Source organism: Candidatus Poriferisodalis sp., assembly GCF_965204125.1.
Lineage (GTDB): Bacteria > Actinomycetota > Acidimicrobiia > Acidimicrobiales > Poriferisodalaceae > Poriferisodalis.
The window spans coordinates 105270-128328 of the sequence record NZ_OZ241968.1 but is presented as its reverse complement, the minus strand read 5'-3'; the positions used below and the strand labels follow the sequence as shown (position 1 = coordinate 128328).

Sequence of the window (23059 nt, the reverse complement as noted above, 5' to 3'; positions counted from 1 at the left end):
TGGCGCGGCCGGCAGTGTGCAATCCCGCAGGCCCGAGGCCCGCGGCGGAACGTGAAACTGCTACAGCAGCGCCGTGTACTTGTCGAGGATCGGCAGCACCGTGTCGGCGTCGGCCGGCGGGAGCCCGAGCACCACGCGGGTGCAGCCCGACTCCGCCAAGCTCTCCAGGATCTCCGGCTTGGGGGGCGTGCCGAACTGGCCGAACTCGATCTCATCGGGGTCGCGGCCGGCTTCTATCGCCGACTCACGGATCTGCTTCATCGGCACGTCGAAGTCGTAGCGGCCCGAGATCGGCATCCAGCCATCGCAGAACTCGACGATGTCGGCGATGGTCTTCGGCCCGGCGGCACCGCCGAGGATGACCTTCGGGCCACCTTCCTGCACCGGCTTCGGCCACGCCCACGACGACTCGAAGTTCACCCAATCGCCGTGGAACTCGGCCTCGTCATTGGTCCACAGCTCGCGCACTGCCAGCATCATCTCCCGAGTGATCGCGCGCCGGTCGGTGTACTTCACGCCGTGGTTCCGCAGCTCCTCCTTGTTCCAGCCGTAGCCGATGCCCAGGATGAACCGGCCGTTCGAGATCCGGTCCACCGTGGCGGCTTCCTTGGCCAGCCAGATCGGGTCGCGCTGGGCGACGAGCGTGATGCCGGTGCCGAGCATGATGTTCTCGGTAACCGCTGCAGCGGCACCCAGCGACACGAACTGGTCGTGTGTGCGCCAGTATTCCTCGGGCAGCGGCGGCGCGCCCTCGTTGCCGCCCCAGGGCGTTTCGCGGCTCGTGGGAATGTGGCTGTGCTCGGGGAACCACAGCGACTCAAAGCCTCGTTCCTCAACAGCCTTCGCCAACTCGACCGGCCCGATGGCCTTGTCGGTGGGGAACATCATCACGCCGATCTTCACAGTGGTCCTCCTGTAGGTAAGGGAAGCGATTGCGCTCGTGGCCGGTTGCGGCCGCCGCTGAGAGTAACGGTCAGGAGTCGCCGGTGCCCGACTGCTGGGAGGTGCAGGCGCGCGCCGGAGCGGTGTCGTTCCCGCGGCGACGTGGCGTAGCGTTGCGCTGACGCATCGGGAGCAAGCGTTCGGCTCGCAAGAATGGGAGCCGGCAACCGAGATGCCTGACGAGCTGGAGGCACAGTGAAGATCACCATCGACGTCGACAAGTGCATCGGCAGCGGTTCCTGCGAGATGATCGCTCCGGGAATCTTCGAGGTGGGCAACGACGGTCTCGTACAGCTCCTTGAAGACAGCCCCAGCGCCGAACACCACAGCGCCGTGCGAACCGCAGCCGCGAGCTGTCCCACCCAAGTCATCGCCGTCGACGATTGACCTCACCGCGTCGCACCGATTGCCGGCAACGCGAAGCGCCGGCGTCGATCCAATAATCCACGCAGGCCCTCCGTACCGCCACCGGTACGATCGATCTTCGAAGTCGAACCGTCAGCCCTGCTGACTCAGCTCTTCAGACTCGGGAAGTGGCGCAGCCTGGTAGCGCACCTGCTTTGGGAGCAGGGGGTCGTGGGTTCAAATCCCGCCTTCCCGACTGCCTAACGAGCGGTGGGGAATCCCAGGTCGACGCCGCGGTCTGCGGGGTCGGGCCAGTGCTCGGTGACCGCCTTGAGGCGGGTGTAGAAGCGGATGCCTTCGGGACCGTGCATGTGGTGGTCGCCGAACAGCGAGTCCTTCCAGCCCCCGAACGAGTGGTACGCCATCGGCACGGGGATCGCCACGTTCACGCCGACCATCCCAACCGGGGCCTCACGCCGGAACCGCCGCGCCGCCCCGCCGTCACGGGTGAACAGCGCGACGCCATTGCCGAACTGGTTGTTCTCGATGAGCTCCATCGCCTCTTCGAACGAATCCACCCGCACCAGGCACAGCACGGGCCCGAAGATCTCGTCCTCATACACCTTCATCTCCGCGGTGACCTCATCGAGCAGCGTGGGGCCGACCCAGTAGCCATCGGGGTGGCCGTCCACCACCAGCTCGCGGCCGTCGCGCCGCAGCACCGCGCCCTCGGTTTCGCCAAGGTCGATGTAGCTGAGCACTCGGTCGCGATGCTCGGCGGTCACCAGCGGCCCCATGTCCATGGGCTCGGCGGCGAGGCCGGGGCCGATGCGCAATGCGTCGATGCGCTCGCAGATCGCCTCTGACAGATCGTCGGCGACCCCGCCCACGGCCACGACCACCGAGATGGCCATGCAGCGCTCGCCCGCTGAGCCGTAGCCGGCTGATACGGCGGCGTCGGCCGCTTGGCCGATGTCGGCATCGGGCAGCACGATCATGTGATTCTTGGCCCCGCCGAGCGCCTGCACTCGCTTGCCGGCCATCGACGCCGTGCGGTGCACGTGACGGGCGATGGGCGTGGAGCCAACGAAGCTCACGGCGTCAATCCCCGGGTGCTCGCACAGCGCATTCACCGCGTCGGCATCGCCGTGCAGCACGTTGAACACCCCGTCGGGCAGCCCGGCCTCGGCGAATAGCTCGCCGATGCGCACCGCCACCGACGGGTCTTTCTCCGACGGCTTGAGCACGAAGCAGTTGCCGCAGGCGATGGCCACCGCGTACATCCACATGGGCACCATCGCCGGGAAGTTGAACGGCGTGATGCCTGCCACCACGCCGACCGGTTGGCGCACTGTGTAGGCGTCGTGCTCGGTGCTGATGTCGTCGGTGCGCTCGCCTTTGAGCAGCTGGCCGACACCGCAGGCGAACTCCACCACCTCGATGCCTCGCCGCATCTCGCCCAAGGCGTCGGCCCGCACCTTGCCGTGTTCGGCCGACACCATCTCGGCCAGCTCCAGGCGGTGCTCCTCGAGCAGCTCGCGGAACGCGAACATCACCGCTGCGCGCGACGAGATGGAGGCCTCCCGCCACCCCTCCCATGCTGTGCGTGCCGCGCTCACGACGGCGTCCACATCGCCTGGCGAGGCCATGGGCACCGCGGCGATGACGCTGCCCGCGACCGGGTCGGTCACCTCGAACATCGTCTTCGGCGCGCCCTGCGTGCGCTGACCTCCGATCCAGTGGTCGACCTGCCTCATGTGAGTCCTCCTTGCCGGCAGCGCTCAGCGTCGGGCGAGCGCGCCGAATGTCCATCTCCAATAGGCCCTGATTTTCGCAGCCTTGCGGGGTGGGTGGGAACGCTCAACGGCGGCATCGCGGCCAGCAGGCCGTGGCTAGAGTCCGCGCCCATGAGTGATGTGAATCCGATTCCTGCAGATCGGCCTTTCGTCGTGCCCTACATGACCATCGGAGCCCGAACCGACGGATCTCCCGGAGGAGCGGCCGATGCCATTGAGTGGTACACAGCCGCCTTCGGTGCCCAGGAGACCAACCGCCAGATGGCGCCGGGTGGCGACAAGGTGATGCACGCCGAGTTGGTGCTCGGCGACGGCTTGCTCTTCCTGGCTGACGACTTCCCGGAGTGGGGAGGCGAACCCTCTGCGCCTGCGGCACTGAACGGTTCGACCGTGACGATGCACCGTTACGTTCATGACTGTGACGCGACCATCGAGAAAGCGGTGGCGATGGGCGCGGAGGTGCTGATGCCGCCCGAGGACATGTTCTGGGGCGACCGCTTCGGCAGCATCCGCGACCCGTTCGGGCACAAGTGGTCGATCGCGACCCATATGCGAGATGTGAGCCCCGAGGACATGGAAGCCGCGGCTGCGGCGATGTTCGCTGATGGGCCTCCGGAGGGCTGAGCAATGGCAGTAACTGACTTTGCGGGATGCATCGCCGTGGTGACCGGCGGCGGCACGGGCATGGGCCGTGAGCTTGTTCGCCAGCTCACCGCGGCTGGTGCGCACGTTGCCGCCTGCGATCTCAATACCGACGAACTGGCGCGCACAGCAGAGATGGCCGCCAGCGGCTCAAGCGGAGTGCGCATCACCACGCACCAGTGCGACGTGACTGACGCGGATGCCGTGACGGCATTTGCGGCCGAAGTCGCCGCTTCGCACGACACCGACCACATCAACCTGCTGTTCAACAACGCCGGCGTCGGCGGTGGCGGCAGCTTCGTGATCGACGATCAGCGCGCCGCGTGGGACAAGACCTTCGAGGTGTGCTGGAACGGCGTGCTGAATTGCGCCCGGGCGTTCATGGACATGCTCGTGCGCTCCGAGGCGGGAGCGATGGTCAACACCAGCAGCATTAACGGCTTCTGGGCGACGGTCGGCCCCGGCCTGCCGCACACGTCGTACTGCGCAGCCAAGTTCGCGGTAAAGGGCTTCACCGAAGCGCTGCAGGTTGATCTGGCCCTGCACGCACCGCATGTCAGCGCCCACGTGGTGATGCCGGGGCACATCGGCACCTCGATCGCGCTGAACAGCTTTTCCGCCCACGGGGTTGACATTCCCCTCATCCGCAAGAACATGGCGGCTCGGGGGGTCGACCTCGATGCCTTCAGCGATGAGCAGGTCGAAGCGATGCTCAACGACCGCAACACCCGGTTCCGTGACGACGCGCCGACCAGCGCTGGGCAGGCGGCCGAGATCATCCTGACCGATGTCCTGGCCGGCCGTTGGCGCATCCTGGTTGGAGATGACGCCTACGCCATCGACCAAGCCGTGCGAAACGACCCCGAAGACGCCTACACCGAAGCGTTCATCGAGCGCTTGCGCGACCGAGGGCACTTGCAGGTGCTCGGCCGCTAGCACCAGGTGGAGTTGATCGTCGGCCCAAGAACCAGGGTCACCCCATTCACCGATCGCGCCGCGGCGGCGGGCATGACCAAGGCGATGGTGTACAACCACACAGTCCTGCCGATCGGCACCGACGATCCCGCGGCCGAATACCGGGCGCTCACCCGGGCGGCAGCGATCTGGGACGTGGGCTGCGAACGGCAGGTGCAGATCACGGGGGCGGACGCCCACCGGTTGACCACCTACCTCTGCGCCCGCGACCTGCGCGACCTGCCGGTAGGCGTGGCCCGCTATGCGCCGTTGTGCGATCACGACGGCCGATTGGTGAACGACCCGATGGCGCTGCGAATCGACGAGACGACGTTCTGGCTCTCGATTGCCGACAGCGATGTGTTGCTGTGGGCACGGGCGGTGGCCGGCGAAGGCGGCTATGACGTCGAGGTCACCGAGCCCGATGTCTGGCCGCTGGCGATCCAGGGCCCTCGAGCCGCCGATGTTGTCGCCGCCGCACTGGGGGAGTGGGTACGCGACATCCGCTTCTTCCGGTTTGTCCGACACGACCACCGCCGCCAGGGCGGCAGCGAAACCGACAGCATTCCCCTAGTGGTGTGCCGCTCCGGCTGGTCCGGCCAGGGCGGCTTTGAGCTCTTCCTGATGGACGGCTCCAAGGGCGAGCAGCTCTGGGACCTGCTGTGGGAGGCGGGTGAGCCGTTCGGGCTCGGCGTGGGCGCGCCGAACAACCCCGAGCGCATCGAGAGCTTCCTGCTGTCATTCGGCGGCGACACCGATCCCGAGACCGACCCCGACGAAGCCGGCATCGGCCGCTTCGTCAGCCTCAGCACCAACGCTGATGGAGCCGAAACCTCAGCCGGCCACGACTTCATCGGCAAGGCAGCGCTGCAGGCTCGTCGCGCATCAGGCAGCCAGCGACGCCTCGTCGGTCTTGTGATCGAAGGCGACCCCCCGTCACCACTGCGATCACCACGCTCGATTCAAAGCCCCGAAGGCCACCCCGTCGGCACGCTGCGAGCCCTCGCACGCTCCCCGCGCTTCAAAGCCAACATCGGCCTCGCACTGCTCGACCCACCCTGGTTCGAACCCGACACCGAGCTCCAAGTCAGCGTCGACAGCACCAACCGAGCCGCCACCACGACCCCCCTGCCCTTCAACCTCGACTAAGGGCAATACAGGCCGGTCCGGCGAGCGCCGCTACCCTCGGCGCCCCACGCGGACGTAGTTCAATGGCTAGAACCTCAGCCTTCCAAGCTGATGATGCGGGTTCGATTCCCGTCGTCCGCTCCAGAGAACCTCGGCCTTCCAAGCTGATGATGCTGGCAGCACATGGTGTGCTGCGGGGGGCTCAGTGATTCCCGTCGTCCGCTCCCCGCAGACACCCGCTCCAGCTAGGCGGCGCGGATCGGACCGTCCTCGAGCACCTGGCGGTTTGCGATCACCTCATCGATGATCCCGTATTCCTTGGCGGCGTCAGCATCCATGATGAAGTCACGCTCCGTATCAGTGTGGATGCGCTCAAGGTCCTGACCGGTGTGGTGCGCAATGATCCGCTCAAGGCGCTCACGCATCCGGTCGATCTCCCGGGCCGCCAGCTCGATGTCGGTCGCCTGACCCATCGCCTGCCCGTACGGCTGGTGCAGCAGCACCCGTGCATTGGGCAGCGCCATCCGCTTGCCCGGGGTGCCCGCGGCCAGCAGCACGGCGGCCGCCGAGGCCGCCTGTCCCAGGCAGATCGTGGTGATGTCGTTGCGGATGTACTGGCTGGTGTCGTAGATGGCGAACAGCGAGCTGATGTCGCCGCCCGGCGAGTTGATGTAGATGTTGATGTCCTTGTCGGGGTTCTCCGACTCGAGGTGGATCATCTGCGCGCACACCAGGTTGGCCACGACGTCGTCAATGGGCGTGCCCAGGAAGATGATGTTCTCCTTGAGCAGCCGGGAATACAGGTCGTACGCGCGCTCGCCTCGATTGGTCTGCTCCACCACGGTGGGAACCAGGTAGTTGGTGGCGCGGTGCCGCTCGCCGCCGTGGTCGCCACGGGGATGAGCGTCATGCGTACTTGCGGAGAACTCGGCTGTCACGGTGTGTCCCCTCTGTCGTCGTAGTCAGTTTCTTCAAGATTGTCGTCGGTGTCATCGGCGCCCCCGGCATCGTCAGCCGTGGGAAGTTCGAGCGCCGAACGCTCGATGGTGTCGCCGTCCGGTCCGATGAGTGTGGCGGCTTCTATGGCCCATTGCAGCGCCTTGCTCTTGCAAATGGCTGAGGTCAAGTGTGCAAGCCCATCGGTCTCGGTGATGACCTCACGTAGCTGGTCGGCGCTGCGGCCGTCGGTCGCCGCCATGCGCTCCAGCTCGCCGTCGATGTCATCGTCGTCGGCGTCCAGCGCTTCGGCCGCTGCCACGGCGCGTAGTGCCAGGTCCAAACGGACGCCACGCTCCGCGTCGTCTCGCAGTTCCCCGATGAACGAGACCGGCTCCTGACCGGTTGCCTCCAGCCACTCCTCGATCGTCATGTTCCGCTGCTGCAGCCCGCTGCCCAGCTCCTGCATGCGATCCGCGATCGCCCCGCTGACCATGGCGTCGGGAACCGGTCCCTCCACCAGCTCCGCTATCTGCTTCTGCGCCTCATCCCGCAGCACCATGTTGGCCTGCATGATGCGGCCGAAGCTCAGTTGGCGGGCGGTGGCGTCGCGCAATTCGGCGACGCTGTCGTGCTCGGTGTTGTCATCTACCCAGTCGTCGGTGAGCTCGGGCAGCACCAGCTCTGACACCGTGTTGACGGTGATCTCGAAATCGATCTCCATCTCCGGCTGTACCGGATGGGGCGCGCTGAACGACAAGTCGGCGCCAGCCTCGCAGCCGGTCAGATGCTCGTCGACCTCGGGAACGATGCCGCCGCTGCCGACCTCGTAGAGATAGTCCTGCGCCGAGAGCCCGGGAAGCGGCTCCCCCTCCACGGATCCCTCGATGTCGATCGTGACGCGATCGCCTTGCGCGGCGGCACGATCCACTTCTGCGATATCGGCGAACTGGCGACGTGTCTCATCGATACGTGTGTCGATCTCCTCGTCGGTCGGCACTGGGCTGGGAATCTCAATCTGCAGGCCCTCGTAGCCCGAGACCGACACCACCGGCCGGACCTCGACCGTCGCTTCGAACGCCACCGGGCCTTCGCTGCCGTCGAGCGTGAGCTCCAATTCGGGCTGGTTCACTACGTCGACGTGGTTGTCACGCACCGCTTCTGCGTAATAGCGGGGCAGCGCTTCTTCGAGCGCCTGAGCCCGACCGATCTCGGATCCGAAGTGTGACTCCAGCACGCGACGCGGTGCTCGGCCAGGACGGAAACCGGGAATGCGGACCTCGCGAGCAAGCTTGCGGAACGCAGCTTCGATGTCGGCGTCGAAAGTGTCGGCGTCAACTTCGACGGTCAGCTTGACGCGCGGTCCGATGAACCTCTCGTTCGCGGCCTCGCCGTCGTCTGGGCTGCCCTCGCCCGCCGAGATGTCGGCATTCTCGTCGCCTGCGCTGCCGTCGTCGTCGCCCGCCGATGTGTCGTCGGGGAGGGACGGATCAGGTTCAGTAACTGGCGCGGGCCCGATGAAATCCGCTGGATCGAGCGGCGTCAGCGTCGTCTTCACGAAGCGCGGAGCCTACCGGCGCACCGGCAGAGCCCCGTTCGGCGCGAGGCGCAATGCCTCGTCGCGACGCGTCGTGCCACCGCCGCAGCGGCCCAACGCATCACGTGTTATCGCGCGTGCTGTGCCATCCTTGGCGGACGACTCGGGTGAACGGCCCGGTGTTGCACAGCTGTGCAAGAGTCGGCAAGCTCATTCGCAGGAGGGAGGTGCAGCGTGGCGAAGTTCGGCGAGGGCGGTGAACTGCTCAAGTGCTCGTTCTGCGGCAAGTCCCAGAAGCAGGTGCGCAAGCTCATCGCGGGCCCGGGCGTCTATATCTGCGACGAGTGCATCGACCTGTGCAACGAGATCATCGACGACGAGATCGAGACGACGACCGAGACGCCGTTCGAAGCGGTGCCCAAGCCCCGCGAGATTTTCGCCTTCCTCGACGACTACATCATCGATCAGGACCGGACCAAGACGATTCTCTCGGTGGCTGTCTATAACCACTACAAGCGCATGCGCCTCGAGCCCTCCGGCCCGGGCGCCGCTGAAGACGTCGAGATTGCCAAGTCGAACATCCTGCTGATCGGCCCCACCGGCTGCGGCAAGACGATGATGGCGCAGACGCTGGCGCGCATGCTCAACGTGCCGTTCGCCATCGCCGATGCCACGGCGCTCACCGAGGCCGGTTACGTGGGCGAGGACGTCGAGAACATCTTGCTGAAGCTGTTGCAGGCAGCGGACTTCGACGTGAAGCGCGCCGAAACGGGGATCGTCTATATCGACGAGATCGACAAGATCGCACGCAAGGCAGAGAACGCATCGATCACCCGGGACGTCTCGGGCGAGGGCGTCCAGCAGGCTCTGCTCAAGATCCTGGAGGGCACCGTGGCATCGGTGCCCCCGCAGGGCGGCCGCAAGCACCCGCACCAGGAGTTCTTGCAGATCGACACCAGCAACGTGCTGTTCATCTGCGGGGGAGCGTTCGACGGGCTCGAGCGCCTCATCGCCGACCGTGTCGGCGAGCGCGGCGTCGGCTTCGGGGCAACGCTGCGCAACGCCACAGACAGCTCTGCGCTCGACATCCTGCCGGATGTGCTGCCCGAAGATCTGCGTCACTTCGGCCTGATACCCGAGTTCATCGGCAGGCTCCCGGTGGTGGGCGTCGTCGACCCGCTGGGTCCCGACGCATTGCGACGCATTCTCACCGAGCCGAAGAATGCGCTGGTCCGCCAGTACCGCCGGATGTTCGAACTCGACGACGTCGAGCTCGAATTCACCTCCGACGCACTCGAGGCAATCGTGGATCAGGCGATGCTGCGCAACACCGGCGCCAGGGGACTTCGAGCGATCCTCGAAGAGGTCCTGCTCGGGTTGATGTACGACCTGCCGAGCCGTGATGACGTCGCCCGCTGCATCGTCGACCGGAACGTGGTGCTGGACAAGGTGAACCCGACGCTGGTGCCCCGTTCAACCGTGACGCGCCGCGCATCTTGAACCCTGGGCCGTCAGACACTGGTCACCCAGCATCAGCAGCTGGCCCGCTGCGCGACTACGAGGCCGCTGTCGACTGGTTGGATTCCCACATCGATCTTGAGCGGCTGCTCGGCAGCCCCGAGGCGACGCCGCCCACACTGGATCGCATGTGGACGCTCATGGGTGTCCTGGGCGACCCGCAGGACAGCGTGCCTGCGATTCACATCACCGGAACCAACGGCAAGGGCAGCACGGCACGGCTGGCTGTAGCACTGCTCGGGGCGTGCGGCCTCGCTGCGGGCAGCTACACCTCGCCGCACATCAACCGTGTCAATGACAGGATCGCAGTGGCCAACGAGCCGCTCGACGACGACTCGTTCACGATGGCGGTCAGCGAGATCGCCGTCTTCGAGCCGATGGTGATCGAGCGCTGCGGCGAACGGCCGAACTACTTCGAGGTGATGGCCGCGGCCGCGTACAACTGGTTTGCCTCCGCTGCACATGTCAACGTGATTGAGGTCGGCATGGGCGGGCGCTGGGATGCGACCAACGTGGTGGACGCCGCGGTGGCGGTCATCACCAATGTGGGCGCCGACCATCTCGAGATCATCGGGCCCACGCTCGCAGACGTGGCCCAGGAGAAGGCAGGGATCATCTCCGCCGGAGCCACCGTGATCTGCGGCGAGACGACACCGGAGCTCAGCGACATTGTGGCTGCCGCCGCCAGGCAGGCGGGGGCCGAGCTGTGGCAGCGCGGTGTTGACTGGGATGTCGCCGAGCGTTGGCCTGCCGTCGGAGGTCAGCTGGTGACGGTTCGCACGCCGTTCGGCGAGCACGCCGAGCTCTTTGTGCCGCTGCACGGTGCCCACCAAGCAACGAATGTCGCCGCCGCCATCAGCTCGGTCGAAGCATTCTTCGGACGGAGTCTGGACGGCGACGTGGTTGCGGCTGCGCTGGACGACGTCTCGCTGCCAGCCCGCTTCGAGATCGTCGCCCGGCAGCCGACGGTGGTCATCGACGGGGCGCACAATCCCGCCGGTGCCGCCGCATTGCGCGACACGCTGGCGGAGTCGCTGCTGGTCGATTCGGACGGTGCCGGCAGCGCCAGGGTGCTGGTCATCGGGGCGAACAGACCGCACGATCCCGCTGCGTTCTGCGAAGCACTCGGCCTCGACCAATTCGACGCAGTAGTAGCTACCGCGGCCGACTGGCCGCGCGCCCTGCCGCCTACGGACATCGCTGCGGCCGTGGAAGCTGCTGCGGGTGCTGACGGCGAGACCACCGGCCGCCGGCACCCGCCGGAGATCATCAACACGCCCAGTGTTTCGGAAGCTGTGCACGCCGCGTGTGAAAGGGCCGGTTCCGACGGGATCGTGGTGGTGAGCGGCTCGCTGTACGTTGCCGCTGAAGCGCGGCGACTTCTGGGGGTTGACCCGCATTAGCCTCGGACGCGCAGCCGACGGCGCATCGCGCCACGACGCGAGCCAGGCCGAGGGAGACAGCGATGCGGCAAACGCTGGTGATCTGCAAGCCCGACGCTGTCGAGCGCGGCCTCGTCGGCGAGATACTTGGCAGATTCGAGCGCAAGGGGCTCGCCATCGCGGCCCTGGAGCACGGGGTCATCGAGCGCGACACCGCCGAGCAGCACTACGCCGAACACGCTGGCAAGAGCTTCTACGCGCCGCTGCTGGAGTTCATCACGCGCTCGCCGTCAGTGGTCATGGTGCTCGAGGGTCCCGCCGATGCAGGAGACGACGTGTTCGCGGTGGTGCGCACCCTCATGGGTGCCACCAATCCCGCCACGGCGGCGCCCGGCACGATCCGGGGCGACTACGGGCTGTCTCCGACCGAGAATCTCGTGCACGGCTCCGACAGCGAAGCCTCCGCCCAGCGGGAGATCGCCCTGTTCTTCCCGTCGCTCGCGCAAGCCAGCAACACAGCGAGTAACGGCGCAGCCGAGAGTGCTGCGTCGATCAGTGAGGTGAGCGGCTGATGGCGTCGAACGGGTCATCCCGACCCCGCCGGCGCGGTTCGGTGTTCGGCGGCCGGGACATTGCTGTCGATCTCGGTACTGCGAACACGATCGTCTTCGTCCGCGGCAGGGGAATCGTGCTCAACGAGCCCTCGGTGGTCGCTGTCGACTCCATGACCGGCAACTCGCTGGCCGTCGGCCTCGAAGCCAAGCGGATGATCGGTCGTACGCCGGGCAACATCACCGCGATCAGCCCCCTCAAGGACGGCGTGATCGCCGACTTCGACATCTGCGAGAAGATGCTCCGGCACTTCATCAACGAGGTCAGCCAGACGCGCTGGCCCAAGCCGCGCATGGTGATCTGCGTGCCATCGGGGATCACTGGCGTGGAGCAGCGCGCGGTGCAGGAAGCCGCCGAATACGCGGGCGCCCGCCGCGCGTACATCATCGAGGAGCCGATGGCCGCGGCGATCGGCGCCGGCCTGCCCGTGCAATCGGCGCAGGGAAGCATGATCGTCGACATCGGCGGTGGCACCACGGAAGTGGCGGTGATCTCGCTCGGCGGCATCGTGACGGCTCGCTCGGCACGCATCGGCGGCAACATGATCGACGCGTCGATCAGCGCTCACGTCAAGAAGGAGCACGGTCTGGTCGTGGGCGAGCGCACCGCGGAGGAGATCAAGCTCGCACTCGGGTCGGCGTGGCCGCTGCAGCAGGAGATCTATGCCGAGGTCCGTGGCCGCGACATGGTCAGCGGGCTGCCCGAATCGGTCAGCGTCGACAGCCTGGAGATACGCGAAGCGATCGCGGGGCCGGTCAGCGCCATTGTCGATTCGGTGAAAGCGACGCTCGATGACACGGCGCCGGAGTTGGCAGCCGATGTCATGGACTACGGCATCACGCTCGCAGGCGGCGGGGCGATGCTGCGCGGTCTGCCGGATCGACTGCGCTCGGAGACAGGCGTTGCAGTCCACATCGCGGAGGACCCGCTGTTTGCCGTCGTGCGCGGTTCAGGCCAGACGCTCGAAGAGTTCGACGTCCTCCACGGAGTGCTGTACTCCTCCACCGAGGGGCGCTGACGCCCCCGGCCGTGGCCCGCCGCGCCGGCATTCGGAGACGCACCTGGCTCCGCTTGGCCCTGCTCGTCGTGACGGCCATTGCCTTGCTCACGCTCGACGCACGCGGTTCGGGCGGTGTGCTGGACACTGCCCGCGGCGCGACCTTGGATCTTCTGGGACCGGTGCGGACGTTCGGCGACTGGGTGGCCGAACCGTTTCGCAACGCGTGGCGCGGGATCGTCAGCTACGACGACTTAGAGGCTGAGAACGCACAGCTGCGCGGTGAGTTGGCTGAAGCCGAGGCATCGGTGCTGCGTGTCGGCGAGTTGGAACGGGATCGCCAGGAGCTGCTGGCGCTGGTGGGCGCCCGCGACGCTGCCCCGGCAATCCCCCGGGTCACGGCGCGGGTCATCGACGCACCTGTGTCCAACTTTGAACGCACGATCGAGCTTGCGAAGGGACGGCGCGACGGCATCCGGGAGGGCATGCCAGTGGAGAGCGGCGACGGACTGGTCGGGCGGGTGGTGCAGGCCAGCACCACACGTTCACGCGTCGAGCTGCTGACCGATCCGAATTTCGACGCCGGCGTGCGCATCGTCCGGTCCGGGGACGACGGCTTGGCCTCGGGACGGGGGCCGGGCCGCGACCTGGAGGTGAGCTACATCGAGCTGGAGACCGTTGTCATCCCCGGAGAGACCGTCGTGACCAGCGGCTTTGCGGGCAGCACATTCCCCGCAGGGCTGCTTGTGGGCACGGTCACCGACGTCGAACCGGATGCGGTGCGGGGCGCGCAACGGGTCACCGTGCACCCCGCTGCCGATCTTGAGCGGCTTCGCTGGGTGCAGGTGCTGCTGTACGAGCCCAACGTCCCCGAGCCGGTGATCGTGGATCGCGAACCCGACGACGGCCCGGCTGATACGGGCAGCGCAGGCGGCGAGTCATGACGGGAGGCAGGCGATGATGGCCGGCGCCGGGCCGTTGGCCCGGTCGACGCTGGTGCTGGCTGTAGCCGTCGTCGTTCATGTGGGCCTGCTGGCACACATCACCCCGGCAGGTGTCATCGTCGATCCGCTGGTGTTGCTGGCCGTCGCAGGCGGGATGATGGGCGGTCGCAGTACGGGAGCGTCCTTCGGTGGAGGCTGCGGGCTCGCTTCCGATCTCATCCTGCACACGCCGTTCGGCATGTCGCTGCTCGTGCTGACGCTGGTGGGGTACCTGTCCGGTGCCGTCACCGAGCAGATCCCCTCGGCCGGCAGGCTCGCCCGCGCCGCGATCGCGTCACTGCTGGCAGCGGGCGGGATCGGCCTCTTCGCGGGTGCCGGCTGGCTGATGGACCTTGTCTACGTGACAGAGGCACCGATCGTCCGCATCGCCATCGTGACCGGCATTGCGTCGCTCGTGACCAACCCGCTGCTCGAGCGAGCGACTCGCTGGGCCCTCATCATCCGTCCGCGCATCAGCGCCGCTTCAGAAAGCACGGCGCGCGGTGGATGAGCGGGTCCGCAGGCGGATGGCCTTCATCGGCATCGTGATGGTGGGATTGTTCGGAGCGCTGTTCACCCGTCTGTGGTACCTGCAGGTACTCGAAACCGAGCAGTTCGCGGTGGCTGCGGAATCGAACCAGGTCCGCATCATCATCACGCCGCCGACCCGCGGCCGCATCCTCGACCGTCACGGCGTGGTGCTAGCGGACAACGTCCGCACCGGCGTGGTGACCTATGACCATTCGAGGTACAGCGAGAAACACACCGAAGCGGTGCTGACCGAACTGGCTGACCTGCTCGATGTTCCCGCAGAGCAGCTCCGCCAGGGTTTTGCCGACCAGCGCACGCATCCGCTGGCCCCGAAGGTGGTCGCGACCGGTCTCGACGAAGACGGCCTGCTGCGCGTTGCAGAGCGCTCGATTGCCGGAGTCGAGGCCAGGTGGGACTGGGTGCGGGTGTACCCGCAGAACGAGGTGGGCGCGCACATCGTGGGCTACGTCGGGGCGATGTCGGAGCGCCAGCACCGTGAGTTGATCGATGACGGCTACCTGCCCTACGAGCGCGTCGGCAGGGCCGGCATCGAGGGGCTCTTCGAAGCCGAGCTCCACGGCGAACCGGGGCGTACCAAGCTCGAGGTCGACCGGCAGGACCGTGTGCAGCGGATCTTGGCCGATGTCCCGCCCGAACCGGGTCACGACATCGTGCTGTCTATCGATGTCGAGTTGCAGGCCGCCGCTGAGTCGTACCTGCGGCAAGGACTGATCGCAGCGCGCAAGACCGTGAGCGAAGACTCCGGTTTCTTCTACCCGGCGCTCACCGGAGCTGCTGTGGTCATGGATGTGCGCAACGGCGATGTGCTTGCCATGGTGTCGCACCCGACCTACGACCCCACGTGGATGGTCGAGGGACTGTCGTTGGCGGAGTACCGGTCGGTGTTCGAGAATCCCTACGCACCAGGCGCGCTCAACAACCTCGCCGTGCAAGGCACCTATTCGCCCGGTTCGGTGTTCAAGCCGGTGACAGCGCTCGCCGGTCTGGACGCAGGACTCATCTCGCCGCGCGCTGCCTTCCACGACGTGGGCTACTACAAGATCCCTGATGCGCGGGGCTGCACCGGTCGCTGCACGTTCTTCAATGCAGATCGGGCGGCTCTCGGCACCTTGGACCTCTCCGGTGCATTGACCCGCTCGAGCGACGCCTACTTCTACAAAGTGTCCGATGACCTGTTCTGGATCGACGGCCCCGAGCAGTGGGCGATCCAAGACATGGCCCGCTCGCTCGGGTTCGGATCCCCGACCGGCGTGCAGCTGCCGTTCGAGAAATCGGGCCGGGTGCCTGACGGCGACGTGAAGCAGACCCTCTTCGAGTTGAGTCCCGAGGCCTACAACCCCTACGACGAACCGGCGCGATGGTTCCCGGGCGACAACATCAACACCGGCATCGGCCAGGGGTTCGTCGCCGTGACTCCCATGCAGCTCGCCAACGCCTACGCCACGATGGCCAACGGCGGGACGCTCTTCTCGCCGAACATCGTCGAAGCGGTGGTCTCGCGCCGCGCTGAGACGTTCGGTGAGCCGATGCTGACCTTCGAACCCCGGGTGCTCGATGTGGTGGACTTCCCCGCAGGAAGCGCGGTGGTGAGGGAAGGGTTGAGCAACGTCACGAACTCCCGGCTACGAGGCACCGCCGCGAAGGCTTTCGAGGGCTATGACCATGAGGGCTACCCCGTGTCAGGCAAGACCGGCACGGCCCAGGCGCAGGGTCTGAATGCGGTGCTGCGGCGCAAGAAGGAGGACACGGCGGTGTTCGTTGCGTGGGCGCCGTCACACGACCCCCGTTACGCCGTCGCCGTCGTCATGGAAGAGGCCGGCTACGGCGGCGAGGCGGCTGCACCTGTGGCTCGACGGATCCTTGAGGCAGTGAGGGCCTACGAGCAGCGCTGGCCTGAGCCCCAGATTGCGTTCTCGCCGCCTCAGCCCGAGTGCCCCGAAGTGCCTGAGGCGCTGCGAGGCGATCCGGCGTTCCTGGGCTACGTGCCCGAAGGCTGCCCGTGGGGCATCCAGCTGCCGCGGGCGAACACGCCGACGGATGCGGACGGTGACGGCATCCCCGATGTAGACCAGATCGAGGGAGCTGCCGGGTCATGATCGCACGGCTGCTGAATCGTTCCCAGACACGGCGCGAGCTGCAGTCTCCGGCGTGGTTCGCCGACTACTCATTGGCGCTGGCTGCGATAGCGATAGCGCTGCTCGGCGTCGCGATGAACTACTCCTCCACATGGCGAAGCCTGTCCTTCGAAGGCAGCGACCCGTGGACGGTGGCGCGACGCCAGGCGATCTTCGTGGGCGTCGGCATCGTGGTGATGATCATCGCTGCCGTCATCGACTACCGGGTGCTGCGTTTCTACGCGACGCCCGCCTACCTGATAGCGCTCGGAGCGCTGGGGGCACTGCTGTTCTGGGGGCCCGAGATTCGCAATGCACGGTCATGGTTCGTGCTGCCGGGCGTCGGCTTCCAGGTGCAGCCCTCCGAGTTCGCCAAGCTCGTCGTGATCGTGTCGCTGGCGGCGTTCGTAGCCAGCCACGAGGGATACCTGCGCTTCGACACGTTGTTCAACGCGGGCCTGCTGCTGGTGGTGCCCATGAGCCTGATCTACCTGCAGCCCGACCTCGGCACGATGCTGGTTTTCGTAGCCGTCGCCATGGGCATGCTGCTGGTCGCAGGGGCGCAGCTGCGCCACATCGTGGTCATCTCGCTCACTGGAATCTTGGCGCTCGTGCTGGTGTTCAGCATCGACGCGTTCCAAGGCCCCCGCCTGCTCAGCGAGACCCAGCGAAACCGCTTGACGGCTTTCTTGGACCAAGAATTCGAGCCTCTGGAAGCCTCGTACAACCTGCGTCAGAGCCAGATTGCCATCGGTGCGGGCGGCATCTGGGGCCAAGGCTGGAAGCAAGGCACCCAAACCAACCTGGACTTGGTGCCCGAGCAGCACAACGACTTCATCTTCACGGCGCTGGGAGAGGAATTCGGCCTCGTCGGCGGCACGCTCCTGCTCGCGCTGTATGCCTACATGTCCGTGCGCATCTGGCAGATCGCTCGCGTCGCCAGCGACCCGTTCGGACGATTACTCACCGTCGGAATCCTCTCCATGCTGCTGTTCCAGGTGTTTCAGAACATCGGCATGACCATCGGCATCATGCCCATCACCGGTATCCCGTTGCCGCTCATGAGCCATGGCGGTTCTGGCACGGTCACCGCCTTCGCGGCGGTAGGCATCGTCATCAGTGTCGGAGCGCGGCGCTACACCCTCTAACGCTTCACTATCTGGCTGGGCCGGTAGCGTTGAGGTTGCAATGACAATGCTGTGGCCCCGGCTCGAGCCCTTGCTGCCACGTGTCTCCAAGCCGGCGAGGTACATCGGCTGCGAGGACGGGATGCAACGACCGACCGCCGGCCCGCACCTCACGTCGTGGCTTTTGGCCTATCCCGACACGTACGAAATCGGTTTGCCGAACCAGGGCTTGCAGATCCTCTATGAGCTGCTGAACGAGCGCCCGGATGCCAGCGCCGAGCGCACATACGCGCCGTGGATCGATCTGGAAGCCGAGATGCGAGCCGCGGGGCTACCGCTGTTCTCGGTGGACACGCACCGGGCGGCGGGCGACTTCGACATCATCGCCTTCAACCTCTCGGCTGAGCTCGTGTACACCAACGTGCTGAACTGCATCGATCTGGCGGGGCTGGAGGTGCGTGCAGCCCGGCGCAACGATGACGACCCGCTCATCGGCGCCGGCGGTCATTGCGCCTACAACCCCGAGCCCCTGGCGGACTTCGTGGACTTCTTCGTCATCGGCGATGGCGAGGAAGTGGTCTCCGAGATCACCGAAGCGGTCGGTGCCTGGAAGCGAACCGGCAAGCGGCCGGGCACGCGCTCCACGATCCTGCGAGACCTCGCCGGCATCGAGGGTGTGTATGTGCCGGCGATGTACGACGTTGCCTACGACGGGCCGGCACTCGCCGCCGTCACGCCGAAGTACCCGGACGTGCCGGCGCTGGTCGCCAAGCGCACGGTGGCCGATCTTGCCGAGTGGCCGTATCCGCGGCGGCAGCTCGTGCCGGTGACCGAGGTCGTCCATGACCGGCTCTCGGTCGAGGTGTTCCGGGGATGCACCCGGGGCTGCCGCTTCTGCCAGGCGGGAATGATCACCCGCCCGGTTCGTGAGCGCCCTGCTGCCCAGGTCCGCGAGATGGTGACTTCAGGCCTCGAGCGCAGCGGCTACGACGAAGTCAGCTTGATGTCGCTGTCCACGGCCGATTACAGCGGGATCGCCGAGCTCGTGCGCGACACGGTCACGGGCGGCAACATCACAGCCGGCGCAAGCGACACCGCCGGCGGAGCCGGCGCTAGCAACACAGCCGGCGCTGATGCCAACCGGATCAGCGTCTCGCTGCCCAGCATGCGCGTCGATGCGTTTACCGTCGATGTAGCAGCCCAAGTGTCACGCGCCCGCCGCACGGGGCTCACCTTCGCCCCGGAGGCCGGTTCGTGGCGGCTGCGCCAGATCATCAACAAGCTCATCACTGAAGAAGACCTGTACGGGGCGGTGCGCTCGGCTTACAGCCAGGGCTGGCATCGCATGAAGCTGTACTTCCTCACGGGCTTGCCTTCGGAGATGGACCCCGACACCGAGGCCATCGCCCACTTGGCCGCTGCCTGCACCCAGATCGGGCAGGAATACACCAAGCGCGCATCGGTGACCGTGTCGCTGGGGGGCTTCGTGCCCAAACCGCATACGCCGTTCCAGTGGTTCGGGCAGAACCCGCCCGAAGAGCTGGCGCGCAAGGTGCGGTTGGTGCGCTCGGCGCTGGGCCGCAATCGGCGAGTGCAGCTGAAGTGGCACGATCCGGCCGCGTCGACTGCCGAGGGCATCGCCAGCCGGGGTGATCGCCGCGTCGGGGCGGTCATCGAATACGTCTGGCGCAAGGGCGGCACGTTCCAGGAGTGGAGCGAGCGCTTCGACTTGGCCTTATGGGAAGAGGCCATGGCAGCGTGCGGCCTCAGCCTTGACTGGTACGTGTATCGCCATCGAGGCGAGCACGAGGTGCTGCCCTGGGACCACATCGGCGCCGGGCTGCACCGCGACTTTCTCTGGCACGACTGGCAGGACGCCCTCGCCGGGCATGGCCTGCCTGACTGCCGATGGACCCCGTGCTACGACTGCGGGGCCTGTACTGAATATGGGATCGAGCACATGGTTGCGTCCCCTGTCGCCCCCAATGGCGGCAGTCAGGGGACGGGACAGGATCTCGCGACCGGCCATCTCGTGCCGGTTGAGCTGCGCCCCCGCCAGTTGGCGGGCGCAGGCGCACCGAGCGGGGGTGGCGCATGATGCGCTGGGCCCTGACGCTGGTGCCGAGCTGCAGTGCCGCTCCCACCCTCATGGGTGGGAGATGTCGTTGAGGCTGCGCGTCCGCTTTTCCAAGGTCGGCAAGATCCGGTTCATCGGTCACCGCGACGTGGCGCGCGTCACCGAGCGCGCCGTGCGCAAGGTGGGGTTGCCGGTGGCCTACAGCCAGGGCTTCTCGCCTCGGATGAAGCTGAGCTTCGGACTGGCGCTGCCCACCGGGTACGAGTCGGAGGCCGAGTTCGTGGAGCTGCCGCTCGTTGCAGACGCGGTGCGCGACGGGGGTGCTGCAGAGCCAGGTGCCAGGCATGCAGCGGGTCCTGTGATTGTCTGCCGGGGCGGAACTCACGCACCCTGCGAACGCGGGCTGCCGTCGACTGCCCCGAGCTACTGCACCGTTGCAGGGGCGCTCAGCGAGGCGCTGCCGGTGGGCATGGAGGTGTCGGCTGCGGTGCTGACCGACGGCCGCGGGCCGTCGCTGCAAGCGGCGGTTCACTCGTGCGGTTGGAAGTTCGAGATCGTGGGCCTGGACACGGCCGCAGCAGCGAAAGCGGTTGCAGACCTCCTTGCCGCCGGTACCGTCGTAACTGAACGGGTGCACAAAGGCGAGACCGTGAGTTCGAATATTCGGCCCAGCGTTGAGGTGCTGCAGGTGGTCGGATGCTCGGATCGAGGGGCGGTGCTGAGCGCCGAGCTGTCAGCCACGCCCCGGGTGGTGCGCCCTAGCGAACTGGTGCCGGCGCTCGCGCCGGCACACGAGATGGGCATAGCCCGGAGAACACATCAATGGACGAGCGGCGCCGCGGGACGAGCCGAACCGGCCGTGCCTGCCATGTGCGCCCAGAGACACAAGGAACCCATCAGTGGATGAATCAACACTGAACGACACAACCCCTGCCGTGCGCAAACGACGACTGGTCGTGCCCCCCACGCAGAACGAACCCACCGAGGACAAACCAGAACCCAAGGCAAAACCCAAGACCAAGGCGAAGTCGGCCTCCAAAGCCAAGCCCAAAGCCGGAGCTGGGCCTGAGCAGAAGTCGAAGGCCGATCCCCCTCAAGCCGAGCCTGAGTCTGCGAAGCCGCCGGTGCCGCCGGTGCCGCCGCCGGCTCGCAAGCCCCGGATCGGCGACAGTCGCCCGGCGCCGTCTCAGCAAGCACCCGATAGCGAGGGTTCCGGTGGGCGCCGCCGTCGCAGGAGGGGCGGTCGGGGACGCGGCGGACGAGGCCGATCCAGCGAGGCCGCTACGAGCACCGCGGAGACTCGCAATGGCTCCCATGCGCCCGTCGAAGCCATCCTGGCCGACCAGCGGCCGCTGGAGCTCGACGACGACCAGCTCACCGAGCGCCGCGGCAAGTACCGCAACGGCAAGCCGCTGGGCCGCTACCGGATGTGTGTTCATGTCTCCGAGGGAGCGACGCACATCGCTGTGCTCGAAGGCCGATCGCTCATCGAGTACTACGTGAGCCGTCCTTCCGACGACGTCTCCGAGATTTACGGGAACCTCTATCTCGGTCGGGTACGGCGTGTGCTTCCGGGCATGGAGGCGGCGTTCGTCGACATCGGCACGCCCAAGCAGGCCGTGCTCTATCGAGGCGATCTGACCGTTGCGTCCGACGAGAGCGATGATGACAACGGATCGGAGCGCAAACGGGCCGGCGGGCGCCGGGGGCGTTCCGTGGCGGGGCCCGCGATCGGCGAGCTGATCAAGAATGGCCAGACGGTCATGTGTCAGGTCATCAAGAACCCGATCGGCCACAAGGGCGCTCGCCTGACCACGGAGGTGTCGCTGCCGGGCCGCTTCGTGGTGCTCATTCCGAACAGCAGCGTGATGGGCATCTCGCGCCGCCTGCCCAGCCGCGAGCGGCGCCGTCTGCGCAGCCTGCTGGCCAAGGAGATCCCCGATGGCTTCGGTGTCATCCTGCGGACGGCTGCCGAGAACGTCACTGCGGCCGAAATCCGCCGCGACATCGAACGGCTCACGCAGCAGTGGACCAAGATCTCCGAACTGGCGGAACGCTCCGATGCGCCTGTGCTGCTGTTCCGGGAGCCCGAGTTGGCCGTGCGCATCATCCGGGAGCAGTTCACCGCAGATTTCCGTGAAGTGGTGATCGATGACCCGGCGCTGTTCGAACAGGTCAAGGGCTACATGCACGCGGTGGCGGCACCGCTGGTGGACCGCATCCGGTACTACGACCCGGTCGCTGAACGTTTGCCGCTGTTCGAGCGGGTGCACGTGGCTGAGCAGGTGGGCAAGGCCACCGACCGCAAGGTCTGGCTGCCGTCGGGCGGGTCGCTCATCATCGAGCACACCGAAGCGTTGACGGTGATCGACGTCAACACAGGGCGCAACGTGGGCAAGTCCAGCCTGAACGAAACGCTGTTCCAGAACAACCTGGAGGCCGCTACTGAAATTGCGAAGCAGTTGCGGCTGCGGGACATCGGCGGGATCATCATCATCGACTTTGTGGACATGGACGACAAGCAGCAGCGGGACAAGCTCATGTCGACGCTGAACGAGGCGCTGGCTCGCGACAAGACCCGTACGGCCACCGAACCGATTTCGGACATGGGCATCGTGCAGATGACCCGGATGCGCACCGGTGAGGGGTTGCTGGAGTCGATGTCGGACCCGTGCGAAGCGTGCGAGGGACGCGGCATCCAGCTGCGCGAGTCGCTGTTCGCCTGATGATCAGCGACTGAACCGAAAATCCACTCGCCGATCCGGGAGCCTCTCGGTATCCTCTCCAACCGATGTACGCAGTCATTGCTACCGGCGGCAAGCAGCGCCGCGTCGAGGCCGGCCAGCGGCTCGACGTTGAGCTGCTCGCGGTGCCGCCCGGCGAAGAGGTGACCTTCACGCCGGTGCTGGTGGTGGATGACGGCGCAGTGCTGGCGACGCCCGATGAACTGGTCGGCGCTTCGGTGACCGGCCGAGTGGTCGGCGAGGTCACAGGGCCCAAGATCGACGGTTTCACCTACAAGAACGCCACCACCAACCGGCGCAGGTGGGGACACCGGCAGCGCTACAGCACAGTCGAGATCACCCAGATCGCCACCGCCTAGGGGCATCCCGGCAGGCACTCGAGACCGGACACCAAAGGACAGCACCATGTCGAAGACCAAGGGCGGAGGCTCCACTCGCAACGGGCGCGACTCGGTGGCAAAGCGCCTGGGCGTCAAGGTGTATTCGGGGCAGACGATCGATGCCGGCGGCATCATCGTGCGCCAGCGGGGCACCAAGTTCCATCCGGGGCGGAATGTGGGCCGCGGCAAGGACGACACGCTGTTTGCGACAACTCCCGGTGTGGTGCGTTTCGGCTATCGCCGCGGGCGCCGGCTCGTTGACGTCGTGCCGTCGTAGTTCTCCCGTACTTCAT

At 66.7% G+C, this 23059-nt stretch carries 21 protein-coding genes and 2 tRNA genes; 19 read left to right on the top strand and 4 right to left on the bottom strand.

Annotation, left to right across the window (positions count from 1 at the left end; genetic code table 11):
- Positions 1 to 60: 60 nt before the first annotated feature.
- A complete protein-coding gene (locus ACOGXD_RS00865; RefSeq protein WP_419916052.1) occupies positions 61 to 903 on the bottom strand; it encodes an LLM class F420-dependent oxidoreductase in 843 nt (280 codons plus the stop codon).
- Between the two features lie 234 nt (positions 904 to 1137).
- Between ACOGXD_RS00865 and ACOGXD_RS00860 the strand changes: the two genes are divergently transcribed.
- Together ACOGXD_RS00860 and ACOGXD_RS00855 are read left to right on the top strand one after the other, a co-directional pair.
- Positions 1138 to 1329: a ferredoxin gene (locus tag ACOGXD_RS00860; RefSeq protein WP_419855975.1), complete on the top strand. Its 192-nt coding sequence runs from the start codon at positions 1138 to 1140 to the stop codon at positions 1327 to 1329.
- A gap of 140 nt (positions 1330 to 1469) precedes the next feature.
- Positions 1470 to 1543 (top strand) — tRNA-Pro (locus ACOGXD_RS00855).
- Between the two features lie 4 nt (positions 1544 to 1547).
- Here the strand turns inward: ACOGXD_RS00855 and ACOGXD_RS00850 are convergent.
- Entirely contained in the window at positions 1548 to 3044 is a 1497-nt protein-coding gene (locus tag ACOGXD_RS00850; RefSeq protein WP_419916051.1) for a CoA-acylating methylmalonate-semialdehyde dehydrogenase, read from the bottom strand.
- 150 nt (positions 3045 to 3194) lie between these two features.
- Here ACOGXD_RS00850 and ACOGXD_RS00845 point away from each other — a divergent pair, with 150 nt between their 5' ends.
- From ACOGXD_RS00845 to ACOGXD_RS00830, 4 genes are all read left to right on the top strand, one after another.
- Entirely contained in the window at positions 3195 to 3707 is a 513-nt protein-coding gene (locus tag ACOGXD_RS00845; RefSeq protein ID WP_419916050.1) for a VOC family protein, read from the top strand.
- A 3-nt stretch (positions 3708 to 3710) separates the two neighbouring features.
- Positions 3711 to 4661, top strand: coding sequence for an SDR family NAD(P)-dependent oxidoreductase (locus ACOGXD_RS00840; RefSeq protein WP_419916049.1), 951 nt, complete (start codon positions 3711 to 3713; stop codon positions 4659 to 4661).
- Between the two features lie 72 nt (positions 4662 to 4733).
- Entirely contained in the window at positions 4734 to 5828 is a 1095-nt protein-coding gene (locus ACOGXD_RS00835; protein ID WP_419916048.1) for a glycine cleavage T C-terminal barrel domain-containing protein, read from the top strand.
- 48 nt (positions 5829 to 5876) lie between these two features.
- A tRNA-Gly gene (locus ACOGXD_RS00830) sits at positions 5877 to 5951 on the top strand.
- Positions 5952 to 6052: 101 nt separating this feature from the next.
- Here the strand turns inward: ACOGXD_RS00830 and ACOGXD_RS00825 are convergent.
- The gene (locus ACOGXD_RS00825) at positions 6053 to 6661 is read right to left on the bottom strand and encodes an ATP-dependent Clp protease proteolytic subunit (protein ID WP_419917426.1); all 609 of its coding nucleotides are present in this window, start codon (positions 6659 to 6661) and stop codon (positions 6053 to 6055) included.
- Between the two features lie 80 nt (positions 6662 to 6741).
- Entirely contained in the window at positions 6742 to 8301 is a 1560-nt protein-coding gene (tig, locus tag ACOGXD_RS00820) for a trigger factor (protein ID WP_419916047.1), read from the bottom strand.
- Between the two features lie 213 nt (positions 8302 to 8514).
- Here tig and clpX point away from each other — a divergent pair, with 213 nt between their 5' ends.
- From clpX to rpmA, 13 genes are all read left to right on the top strand, one after another.
- Positions 8515 to 9780 carry an ATP-dependent Clp protease ATP-binding subunit ClpX gene (gene clpX / locus ACOGXD_RS00815; RefSeq protein ID WP_323673050.1) on the top strand — a complete coding sequence of 422 codons (1266 nt, stop codon included), beginning with the start codon at positions 8515 to 8517 and terminating at the stop codon, positions 9778 to 9780.
- A complete protein-coding gene (locus tag ACOGXD_RS00810) occupies positions 9777 to 11201 on the top strand; it encodes a bifunctional folylpolyglutamate synthase/dihydrofolate synthase (protein WP_419916046.1) in 1425 nt (474 codons plus the stop codon). The genes clpX and ACOGXD_RS00810 overlap by 4 nt, the downstream gene beginning before the upstream one ends.
- A 62-nt stretch (positions 11202 to 11263) precedes the next feature.
- Positions 11264 to 11752, top strand: coding sequence for a nucleoside-diphosphate kinase (gene ndk, locus ACOGXD_RS00805; protein WP_419916045.1), 489 nt, complete (start codon positions 11264 to 11266; stop codon positions 11750 to 11752).
- A complete protein-coding gene (locus tag ACOGXD_RS00800) occupies positions 11752 to 12810 on the top strand; it encodes a rod shape-determining protein (RefSeq protein ID WP_419916044.1) in 1059 nt (352 codons plus the stop codon). The genes ndk and ACOGXD_RS00800 overlap by 1 nt, the downstream gene beginning before the upstream one ends.
- A 53-nt stretch (positions 12811 to 12863) precedes the next feature.
- On the top strand, positions 12864 to 13733 hold the full coding sequence (gene mreC / locus ACOGXD_RS00795) for a rod shape-determining protein MreC (RefSeq protein ID WP_419916043.1): 870 nt from the start codon (positions 12864 to 12866) through the stop codon (positions 13731 to 13733).
- 13 nt (positions 13734 to 13746) lie between these two features.
- Complete coding sequence (locus ACOGXD_RS00790; protein WP_419916042.1) at positions 13747 to 14283, top strand: hypothetical protein; 537 nt, start codon at positions 13747 to 13749, stop codon at positions 14281 to 14283.
- Complete coding sequence (mrdA, locus tag ACOGXD_RS00785; RefSeq protein ID WP_419916041.1) at positions 14276 to 16420, top strand: penicillin-binding protein 2; 2145 nt, start codon at positions 14276 to 14278, stop codon at positions 16418 to 16420. Before ACOGXD_RS00790 ends, mrdA begins: the two co-directional genes overlap by 8 nt.
- Positions 16417 to 17586 (top strand): rod shape-determining protein RodA, encoded by a 1170-nt coding sequence (gene rodA / locus ACOGXD_RS00780; protein ID WP_419916040.1) that lies wholly within the window; start codon positions 16417 to 16419, stop codon positions 17584 to 17586. The genes mrdA and rodA overlap by 4 nt, the downstream gene beginning before the upstream one ends.
- Before the next feature lie 40 nt (positions 17587 to 17626).
- Positions 17627 to 19663: a radical SAM protein gene (locus ACOGXD_RS00775; protein ID WP_419916039.1), complete on the top strand. Its 2037-nt coding sequence runs from the start codon at positions 17627 to 17629 to the stop codon at positions 19661 to 19663.
- A complete protein-coding gene (locus ACOGXD_RS00770) occupies positions 19653 to 20549 on the top strand; it encodes a TIGR03936 family radical SAM-associated protein (protein WP_419916038.1) in 897 nt (298 codons plus the stop codon). Before ACOGXD_RS00775 ends, ACOGXD_RS00770 begins: the two co-directional genes overlap by 11 nt.
- On the top strand, positions 20542 to 22368 hold the full coding sequence (locus ACOGXD_RS00765) for an Rne/Rng family ribonuclease (RefSeq protein WP_419916037.1): 1827 nt from the start codon (positions 20542 to 20544) through the stop codon (positions 22366 to 22368). Before ACOGXD_RS00770 ends, ACOGXD_RS00765 begins: the two co-directional genes overlap by 8 nt.
- Before the next feature lie 65 nt (positions 22369 to 22433).
- On the top strand, positions 22434 to 22745 hold the full coding sequence (gene rplU, locus ACOGXD_RS00760) for a 50S ribosomal protein L21 (RefSeq protein WP_419916036.1): 312 nt from the start codon (positions 22434 to 22436) through the stop codon (positions 22743 to 22745).
- Between the two features lie 46 nt (positions 22746 to 22791).
- Positions 22792 to 23043, top strand: coding sequence for a 50S ribosomal protein L27 (gene rpmA / locus ACOGXD_RS00755; RefSeq protein WP_419916035.1), 252 nt, complete (start codon positions 22792 to 22794; stop codon positions 23041 to 23043).
- The last annotated feature ends 16 nt before the right edge of the window (positions 23044 to 23059 follow it).

Coding starts and splice junctions, on each gene's coding strand:
- ACOGXD_RS00850 (WP_419916051.1), bottom strand. CDS start 3,044: ATGAGGCAGGTCGACCACTGGATCGGAGGTCAGCGCACGCAGGGCGCG.
- ACOGXD_RS00845 (WP_419916050.1), top strand. CDS start 3,195: ATGAGTGATGTGAATCCGATTCCTGCAGATCGGCCTTTCGTCGTGCCC.
- ACOGXD_RS00840 (WP_419916049.1), top strand. CDS start 3,711: ATGGCAGTAACTGACTTTGCGGGATGCATCGCCGTGGTGACCGGCGGC.
- ACOGXD_RS00835 (WP_419916048.1), top strand. CDS start 4,734: ATGACCAAGGCGATGGTGTACAACCACACAGTCCTGCCGATCGGCACC.
- ndk (WP_419916045.1), top strand. CDS start 11,264: ATGCGGCAAACGCTGGTGATCTGCAAGCCCGACGCTGTCGAGCGCGGC.
- ACOGXD_RS00800 (WP_419916044.1), top strand. CDS start 11,752: ATGGCGTCGAACGGGTCATCCCGACCCCGCCGGCGCGGTTCGGTGTTC.
- ACOGXD_RS00790 (WP_419916042.1), top strand. CDS start 13,747: ATGATGGCCGGCGCCGGGCCGTTGGCCCGGTCGACGCTGGTGCTGGCT.
- rodA (WP_419916040.1), top strand. CDS start 16,417: ATGATCGCACGGCTGCTGAATCGTTCCCAGACACGGCGCGAGCTGCAG.
- ACOGXD_RS00775 (WP_419916039.1), top strand. CDS start 17,627: ATGACAATGCTGTGGCCCCGGCTCGAGCCCTTGCTGCCACGTGTCTCC.
- rplU (WP_419916036.1), top strand. CDS start 22,434: ATGTACGCAGTCATTGCTACCGGCGGCAAGCAGCGCCGCGTCGAGGCC.
- rpmA (WP_419916035.1), top strand. CDS start 22,792: ATGTCGAAGACCAAGGGCGGAGGCTCCACTCGCAACGGGCGCGACTCG.